The following is an 8834-nucleotide window of genomic DNA, read 5'->3' as shown; positions in this document are numbered from 1 at the left end:
GACGCTGAGCGGTACCGCCAGCTGACGGTGGCCGAGGGCGAGGCCGCCGCCGTACGCAGCGTCTACGGCGCCATCCACGACGGCGACCCGACGCCCGACCTGCTGGCCATCAAGTACCTCGAGGCACTGGGCGTGGTCGCCGACGGCAACGCCACCAAGATCTTCCTGCCGACCGACCTCTCGGCGACGCTGGGCTCGCTCGGCGCCATCGCCGAGTTGTTCCGCGGCGGGGACGATGACGGGGCGACGGTCGTGACCGTCCCGCCGGCACCCCAGGAGGAGTCCGCCGACTAGTCGGAGTCAGGCACTCGCAGAACCGGTTCCGGCGGGGACCAGTTCGTCGTCGCCCTCCTCGTCCTCGACGAGGTCCCAGCCGCACATGCGGGCGAGCAGCGACCGGCCCTCGTCGGGGCCGCTAGCGATGAGTTCGTCGCCGGCAGCCAGACGCACGCCGCCCCGCGGCCGGTACACGTAGCGGCCACCCCGCCGGATGGCGAGCACCGTGAAGCCGGGCTCGATGTTCATGCCCAACTCGGAGAGCGACGAGCCGTCGATCGGCGAGCCCTCGGCCACCGGGTAGCGCACCACGACCTCGTCGGCCTCGCCGAGTGCGATGCCGAGGATCGGGTGCAGTTCCTCGTCCTTCTCGATGATCCAGACCATCATCTGGGCCTGGTCGCCGATGTCCTCGGCGGCCTCGGCGAGGTGCAGTAGCCCACGCAGCGCCGACGGCTCCAGGTCAGCGCCGGCCGACCGCAGCACCCACAGTTCGAGGTGGTCCTTCATCTCGTCCAGCCGGTCCTCGAGGTGGCGCACCTCGGCGGCGCGGCCGCGGTCGCCGAAGACGAGGGCACGGTAGGCGAGGCCCACGGCGGGCTCGGAGAGGTGCTTCATCTCGACCAGGACGTCGACCGCCCGATCGAGGTCGGTGACCGCGGCGGTGTCGTCGGCGCGTGGCGGCTCCCAGACCGGTGCGGCGGCGAGCTCGCGCAGCCGGGTGATGCCCTCGGGCGACCCTCGCAGGAACAGCACGTCGTCGGGGACGAGGACGGTGTCCCCACCGATGTCTGTGTCCCATTCACGACCACGACGGATCGACATGACCCGCATGCCGGCCTGCACCGGGAGTTCGAGGGCCGAGAGAGGACGGTGCGCCATGTGCGAGCCCTCGCTCACGAGCACCCGGTGCGACACCTCTTCGGCGTCGGAGAGGTCGGCCACCAGTTGGCGGGGTATGCCCAGGCGGTGGGTGACGATCCGGGCGATGTCCACGGCGTCGTTGGCCATGCGCTCGATCGCAGACACCACCTGGAGCACCGACGACATGCCCTCGGCCTCCCGGGGACTGCGGGCCGCCAGCACGCACACCGCGCGCATGTCATGGACCAGCTCGCTCATCTGCTCCTCGAGCTCGTCGACCTCTTCAGCCATGTCCGGGTCGCCGAAGTAGACCGACGCGTAGGCCAGGTCGACCATCAGCTCCGATGTGTCCTTGGCCTCGGCCAACATGGCCCGCAGGTTGCGGGGTCTTTCGTCCATCAGATCCTCGCTCGATGTAGTGGGTCAATGGTATTCCCGACCGTCGACCGGTCGGAAAGGGTTCCGGGATCAGCACACCTTGGCGTGGTCATGCCACCCCCACGGCCACCATGGCCAGGATCAGGGTGGACGCCCCGACCAGGTCGAGGCTCGACATCACCACCGGGATGCCGTAGGTGTCCGGGTCCAGACCGAACCTGTAGGCGGCCATCGTCGTGTAGTACGCCACGACGACGACCAGCACGGTGGCCACCAGGCCGGCGATCATGACCACGGCCAGCAGGTCTCCGAGCCCGGGCGTGGTCTGGCCGGTGGCCACCGACGCCCACTGGGCGATCACGGCACAACAGGCGAACACCGGTAGGGCTAGCAGGGCAAGTGACCGGAACTCGCGGAGGCTGGATCGGGTCGGCAACGGAGTGGCGTCGTCCAGGCCGAGGTGGAACTGGGTGGAGAGGCGGCTTGAGAGGATCCCGCCGAGGGCTCCCGCGGTACCCAGGAAGGCAGGCAGCAGGACGAGCATCGCCTCGGCGGCCAGCAGGTCGTCGAGGCGCCTCTCGACGGTCACCCCGGCGATCAGGTCGAGCAACCCGGCGGCGACCAGCACCGGGAGCGACTGGCGGACGATTCGCCTGACGTCGACCAGCGGAGAACGCCACGCCACCACCAGGACCACGACCGCCACCAGCCCGAGGCTTCCGCCCAGTGCATCGGTCAGCCCCGATCGTTCGGCCAGCCCGGCGGCCACCACGAGTGCCGGCACGGTGGCCAGGTCCCCGAGGGTGGAGACGAGCGGCGCCAGCACGTTGTCGAGGTCCCAGTCGAAGCGGATGGACCCGGCCGCCAGCCCGAGGGTCACCGCACCGACGAATACCGAGGCCAGCAACCCTCCCAGGGTCGACACCACCACGAAGTCGGCCAGGGTCATCGTCGGGGTGACCCCGAACGCGATAGCGGTCCCGCGGGCCATCAGGCCGAGGACTGCGCTGAGGACCAGGCTCAGGGCAGCGGCTCCCAGCAGGTTCTGCCCGACCACGCCATCGGGTCGGGCCGAGAGTCGGAAGGTGCCGGCATGCACGGCGGTTCCCAGGCGGCTCCCCATGGCGCCGAACACGTTGCCCCGCAGTGCAATGGCACCCGGTACCAGGAGGAGGAGGCCCGGCAGGTCGGCCAGCGTCCCCTCTGCGGTGGCCAGCACCAGGCCACCTGCAGACGCCGCCACCACCCCTATGGCGAGCGCGACGATCCGCTGGCGGACGTCGGCCGATGGGACGGCCGGGATGACGCGCGGGGCGGAACGCATTGCACCAGTGTGCTGGACCGTCAGCCGGACAGCCGGGTTATTCCCGGCCGCGGCCCGGGCCGGTGCCGTGCGGGGTCAGCGGAAGTCCCGGGAACTGGCCGGTGGTCGGACCCCGAGGGGGGCCAGGTGTTCGGCCACCACGTTGACGACCCCCTCGGAGGCCTCCACCCGACCCCGTACCAGCAGTGCCGGGGCCCCAACCGCCACGTCCCGGTAGCGGGCCCAGCAACCCTTCGACACCACCACGTTGACCAGCCCGGTCTCGTCCTCCAGATTCAGGAACGTGACCCCACCGGCGGTGTGGGGACGCTGCCGGTGGGTGACCACGCCAGCCACCCTGACCCGGGCCCCGTCGCCCACCGACCGCAGGTCGACCGCCGTGACCACGCCGTCGGCGGCCAGGCGTCGACGGAGGAACCGGGTGGGATGCCCGTCGGGAGACACCCCGGTGGCCCACAGGTCGGCCCGGGCCACCTCCGAAGCACCCATGGCTGGCAGTGGCGGGGGCTCGGTCCCGGTGACCATCCCGGCGAGACGGTCGGGTCCGGTGGCAGCCAGCGCTCCCGCCGCCCACAGGGCCTCCCTCCGATCCACGTCAAAGGCGGCGAACGCCCCGGCGGTGGCCAGCGCCTCCATGGCCGGACGGCCGGGATCCACCCGCCGCTGGAGGTCCTCGATCGACGTGTACGGTCGGCCGGCGGCGATGGCGTCGGCGAGGTCCCCGCCGATGCTCCGGACCGACCCGATGCCCATCCGGATGGCCGGCCCGCCCCGGCCCGCGGGCCACGGCACTCCCGGTCCCCCGGATCCCCGCTCCCCCGGCGCTCCCGAGACGGCAGATCCCCGCTCCCCCGGCTCAAGGGTGGCGTCGGCCGCGGACCTGTTCAGGTCCGGGGTGCGGACCTCCACGCCGTGGCGTCGGACGTCCTGGACCAGGGTGTGCGGCGAGTAGAAGCCCATGGGCTGGGCATTCAGCAGGCCGGCACAGAACGCCGCCGGGTGGTGGAACTTGAGCCAGCAACTGGCGTACACAAGGTGGGCGAACGACACGGCATGGCTCTCCGGGAAGCCGTAGTCGGCGAAGGCGGCCAACTTCTGCCAGACCTGTTCGGCGACGTCGGACGGGACCCCGCGCTCCCCCGCCCCGTCCAGGAACCGCTGGTGGAGGGCCTCCATGCGGGCGTGGCTGCGCTTGGAGCCCATGGCCTGGCGGAGCCGGTCGGCCTCAGTGGCGGTGAACCCGGCGACGTCGATGGCGAGGCGCATGAGCTGTTCCTGGAACAGCGGGATGCCGAGGGTCCCTGCCAGGGCGTTCTCGCACGACGGGTGGAGGTAGGTGACCTCCTCCTGCCCGTTACGACGCCGGATGTAGGGGTGGACCGATCCGCCCTGGATCGGACCGGGCCGGATGAGGGCGATCTCGACCACCAGGTCGTGGAAGCAGCGGGGCCGCAACCGGGGCAGGGTGGCCATCTGGGCCCGGCTCTCGATCTGGAACACCCCGATGGTGTCGGCAGCGCAGATCATGTCGTAGACGGCCTCGTCCTGGTCCAGGCGTGCCAGGTCGACCTGGGTTCCCTCGTGGGCGGCCACCAGGTCCAGGGTGTGGTGCAGGGCGCTGAGCATGCCCAGGCCCAGCAGATCGAACTTGACCAGCCCAACCGCGGCACAGTCCTCCTTGTCCCACTGCAGGACGCTGCGGTCAGCCATGCGCCCCCACTCCACCGGGCACACCTCGGCCATCGGCCGGTCGCAGATGACCATGCCACCGGAGTGGATGCCGAGGTGCCGGGGGGCGTCGCACAACTCGTCGGCCAGGGTGGCCACGTCGGCCGGGATCCCGGCCGGAACCGCTCCACCGCCGGAGGCCGACCCGCCGTCGGTCGTCGACCCGTCAGGCGACAGCCGACGCTCCAGGCCCTTGGCAAAGGCGTCCTGCTGACCCGGGTCGTACCCCAGTGCCCGGGCCGCGTCGCGCACCGCCGAGCGGGCCCGGTAGGTGATGACGTTGGCCACCTGGGCGGTGTGCCGACGGCCGTAGCGGCCATACACGTACTGGATGACCTCCTCCCGGCGACCGCTCTCGATGTCCAGGTCGATGTCGGGCGGCCCGTCCCGCTCCGGGGAGAGGAACCGCTCGAACAGCAGGCCCAGGCCCACAGCGTCGGCGTTGGTGATGCCCAGCGCGTAGCAGACCGCCGAGTTGGCCGCCGATCCCCGTCCCTGGCAGAGGATCCCCTCCCGCCGGCAGAACTCCACGATGTCCCACACCACGAGGAAGTACCCGGGGAATCCGAGTGTGGCGATGATGTCCAGCTCCCGGTCGACCTGGGCCCATGCCCCCACGACGCGTTCGGAGGTGCGCCCTCCGTAGCGGTCGGTGGCCCCGTCGGCGGCCAGCCGACGCAGGAGGGCCATCTCGTCCAGCCCGTCGGGACACGGGTAGGGCGGCAGGCCGGGGGCCACCAGGCGGAGGTCGAATGCACACCGCCCACCCAGCTCGGCCGCTGCGGACACGGCCGACGGCCATCGGGCGAACCGTCGGGCCTGCTCCACCCCGGAGCGCAGGTGGGCCGTCCCGGCGGCCGGAAGCCAGCCATCCAGTTCGTCCATCGACCGGCGGGCCCGCACCGCGGCCATGGCGGTGGCCAGGCGGCGACGGGCCGGGCGGTGGTAGTGGACGTTGTTGGTGGCCACCACGCCCAGGCCGGCGCCCACGGCGAGGCGGGCCAGGGCGTCGTTGCGCTCGGCGTCCAGCGGGTACCCGTGGTCCCAGAGCTCCACCACCACCCGTTGGCGGCCGAACCGTTCCACCAGGTCGTCCAGGGCCCGTCCTGCCGCCGCCGGACCATCGCGCTGGAGGGCTGCCGGAACGGCGCCCTTCCGGCACCCGGTGAGGACCGTCCAGTGGGGATCCGCTCCGGCCAGGTCGGTGAGCCGATCCAGGGAGAGTCGGGGGTGTCCCTTGCTTCCGGCCAGTTGGGCCTCTGATATGGCGGTGCCCAGCCGGGCATAGCCGGTCGGGTCCTCGGCCAGCACCAGCAGGTGGGTGGCCGATGGGTCACCGACGGCGGTACGGGCAGTTGATGCGTCCAGCGACAGCTCGCTGCCGAACACGGTCGGCAGGCCGTGTTCCCGGGCCGCCTCGGCGAACCGCACCACCCCGTAGAAGCCGTCGTGGTCGGTGAGTGCCAGGGCGGTGAGCCCCAGGCGGACGGCCTCGGCCACCAACTCGTCTGGCGACGAGGCCCCGTCCAGGAAGCTGAAGTGGGAGTGGCAGTGCAGCTCGGCGTAGGGCACCCGGCCTCCCGGCGCTGCGCCGGCCGACGGCCCCACGGGCCGGGGCCTCGCGGCGGCCGCCGGTGCCGGACGGGGCACCGGATCGAACGAACGGTCGGAGAGGCGGCCCTCCAGCTCACGCCACGGCATCCGGGAACTGGACCAGCCCATCTCCGGACCATATCGAACAGGTGTTCGATCCTCAACCGGGGCGGCCTGCTTCCGGTCGGGGACCCGAAGGCAGGCTCAGCCCACGAGCCCCCTCACGAGGGCGTCGACCTCGGGGCCGCAGTCACTCAGGTCACCGTCGGCGATGCACGGCTGGCCCAGCAGTTGGGCCATCAGCTGGGCCCCCAGGTTCCCGAACATCCCCGCAGTGGTGCTGGGCGGCGGCACCGTGGTCGTCGGGACGGCCGTGGTGGTCGACGGAACCGTGGTGGCGGGCGCCGTCGTCGTGGTCGTCGCCACGGTCGTCGTGGCGGTGGGCGCCGTCGTCGTGGTCGTGGTGGGCGCCGTCGCCACGGCGTCGACCGGGAGGCCACGTGCCTCGTTCTCGGCCAGGTGCGCCGCCCGGGTCGCAGGCCCGTACCAGCCATCGGCCTCGACCCCCAGCACCTGCTGGAGCTCAACGGCCTCCGAACTCCGCCCCCAGGAATAGGAGGCTGTCAGCACGGCCACCTCGTCCACAGGAGCCACGGTCGTCGTGGTAGGTGGAACCGTGGTGGCGGGAGCAGGCACCGTGGCAGTCGGTGCAACCGTCGTGGCCACTGGCACGGTCGTCGCACCGGATGCCGGCTCGGCGGCTGGTGCTGAGCCGACGTTCGAATCGGACGAAGCCGAGACCGGAGCGGTAGTCGCCGGCGACGCCGAAACCGGGTACAGGACCGGCCGCACCGACGGTTCGGCCACGCGCGCGGCGAGCACGACCACCACGCCGATCACGCCGATCGTCAACAGGGCACCGAGGGTCCGTCGAATCACGGGGGACAGCCTTGCATCGCGGCAACCGAATTCCGCGGCACCCCGACGTGGCGGGTGACACCCGTCATGACCGGCGCACGACACCAACCTCCCACCCGGTCCGCCTCAGGCCTCCCATGTCAACATTTTGTCAACGCGGATGCAGGCCAGTGGTTAGCCTGCGGGCATGAGCACCCCCCGCGATGCCGGGATTGGCGCGTTCGCTGCTCCCACCTTCGACCCCGCCACCTTCGACACCTCCCGCTTCGGGTTGTCCACCGACCTGGTCGACGAAGATCGCTACCAGCGCAGCGTCGACCGGTTCCGCGAGCAGGGCATCGTGCTCCCCACCTTCGCCCAGTTGGCCGACCCGTCCAGGATCCCCGACGGCGTCCGAACCGCCCTGTCCAGCGTCGACCGCAATGCCGCCGACGCCCGGAACCTGTTCCGGGTCCACTGGTACAACGACCTGCACGGTGGGTTCACCGACCTGCCGGAGCACGTGGTGCTCCCGTCGGAACTGACCGGTGTGGCGTCGCCGATCATCGTGGCGTTCGGCAACCGGTTCCCAATGATCGGAGCCCACAAGGTGCTGGCCGCCTACTCCTGCCTGGTCCCCCGGGTGGTCACCGGCCAGTACGACCCGACGCTGCACCGGGCGATCTGGCCGTCGACCGGCAACTACGCCCGGGGTGGCGTCGCCATCTCGCGCCTCATGGGCTGCCGGGGCGTCGCCGTGCTCCCGGAGAACATGAGCCGAGAACGCTTCGAGTGGCTGGAGGAGTGGATCGCGGAGCCCGACGACGTGATCCGTACCACCGGCTCGGAGAGCAACGTCAAGGAGATCTACGACGCCTGCAACGAGTTGGAGAAGGATCCCGTCAACTTCATCCTCAACCAGTTCACCGAGTTCGCCAACCACGTCGGCCACCACGAGGTGACCGGTCGGGCCCTGGAGCACCTGTACCTGCACCACGCAGCGCTACGCCCCGGCCTGCGTCTGGCCGCCTTCGTGGCCGCCTCCGGCTCGGCGGGCACCCTTGCCGCCGGCGAACGACTCAAGGCCGACCACGGCGCCAGGATCGCAGCGGTCGAGGCCCTGGAGTGTCCGACGATGCTCTACAACGGCTTCGGCGAGCACAACATCCAGGGCATAGGCGACAAGCACATCCCCCTGATCCACAACGTCACCAACACCGACATCGTCGTCGGCGTCTCGGACACGGCATGCGATGAGCTGGGGATGGCCTTCGGCACCGCCGAGGGGCTGGCGCAGCTGGCATCGATGGGAGTGGACACCGCGGTCCTGGACACCCTCTGCCACTTCGGCCTGTCCAGCATCTGCAACGTGGTGGCGTCGATCAAGACGGCCAAGGAGCTGGACCTCGGACCCGACGACGCCATCGTCACGGTGGCCACGGACGGGTCCGAGATGTACGGCAGCGAACGCGAGGCCATGACCGTCGGCCGCTACGCCGCCGGGTTCGGACCCGCCGAGGCCACCGCCGCGGTCGCCACACACCTGCTGGACGCCGACACCTCCCACGTCGAGGTCTTGGACGACACGGGCAGGAACCGCATCTTCAACCTCGCCTACTACACGTGGGTGGAGCAGCAGGGCGTCGAGTTCGCCGACTTCGAGGTCCGCCGGGGACAGGACTTCTGGCGCCACATCCAGACCATGGCCCCGATCTGGGACGCCATGATCGACGAGTTCAACGCCCGCACCGGGGTGCTGGCCGCCGACTGACCG

General features: G+C 71.1%; 6 protein-coding genes. 2 read left to right on the top strand and 4 right to left on the bottom strand.

Annotation, left to right across the window (positions count from 1 at the left end):
* Positions 1-294 (top strand): hypothetical protein (locus tag MK177_07175; protein MCH2427100.1); only part of this gene is annotated, 294 nt, incomplete at its 5' end.
* A 6-nt stretch (positions 295-300) separates the two neighbouring features.
* Here the strand turns inward: MK177_07175 and MK177_07170 are convergent.
* From MK177_07170 to MK177_07155, 4 genes are all read right to left on the bottom strand, one after another.
* Positions 301-1539 carry a hypothetical protein gene (locus MK177_07170; protein MCH2427099.1) on the bottom strand — a complete coding sequence of 413 codons (1239 nt, stop codon included), beginning with the start codon at positions 1537-1539 and terminating at the stop codon, positions 301-303.
* 88 nt (positions 1540-1627) lie between these two features.
* Positions 1628-2842, bottom strand: a complete 1215-nt coding sequence (locus MK177_07165) for a magnesium transporter (GenBank protein MCH2427098.1) — start codon at positions 2840-2842, stop codon at positions 1628-1630.
* A 75-nt stretch (positions 2843-2917) separates the two neighbouring features.
* Positions 2918-6292 carry an error-prone DNA polymerase gene (locus MK177_07160; GenBank protein ID MCH2427097.1) on the bottom strand — a complete coding sequence of 1125 codons (3375 nt, stop codon included), beginning with the start codon at positions 6290-6292 and terminating at the stop codon, positions 2918-2920.
* Between the two features lie 75 nt (positions 6293-6367).
* A complete protein-coding gene (locus MK177_07155) occupies positions 6368-7102 on the bottom strand; it encodes a hypothetical protein (protein MCH2427096.1) in 735 nt (244 codons plus the stop codon).
* A 166-nt stretch (positions 7103-7268) separates the two neighbouring features.
* On the opposite strand from MK177_07155, the gene MK177_07150 reads away from it, so the two are divergent.
* Positions 7269-8831 (top strand): pyridoxal-phosphate dependent enzyme, encoded by a 1563-nt coding sequence (locus MK177_07150; GenBank protein MCH2427095.1) that lies wholly within the window; start codon positions 7269-7271, stop codon positions 8829-8831.
* Positions 8832-8834: the final 3 nt, after the last annotated feature.

Source organism: Acidimicrobiales bacterium (genome assembly GCA_022452145.1).
Classification (GTDB): Bacteria; Actinomycetota; Acidimicrobiia; order Acidimicrobiales; family MedAcidi-G1; genus UBA9410.
The sequence above is the reverse complement of the archived record's forward strand: the minus strand, read 5'-3'. Positions and strand labels throughout refer to the sequence as shown.

Coding starts and splice junctions, on each gene's coding strand:
- MK177_07170 (MCH2427099.1), bottom strand. CDS start 1,539: ATGGACGAAAGACCCCGCAACCTGCGGGCCATGTTGGCCGAGGCCAAG.
- MK177_07150 (MCH2427095.1), top strand. CDS start 7,269: ATGAGCACCCCCCGCGATGCCGGGATTGGCGCGTTCGCTGCTCCCACC.
- MK177_07160 (MCH2427097.1), bottom strand. CDS start 6,292: ATGGGCTGGTCCAGTTCCCGGATGCCGTGGCGTGAGCTGGAGGGCCGC.
- MK177_07165 (MCH2427098.1), bottom strand. CDS start 2,842: ATGCGTTCCGCCCCGCGCGTCATCCCGGCCGTCCCATCGGCCGACGTC.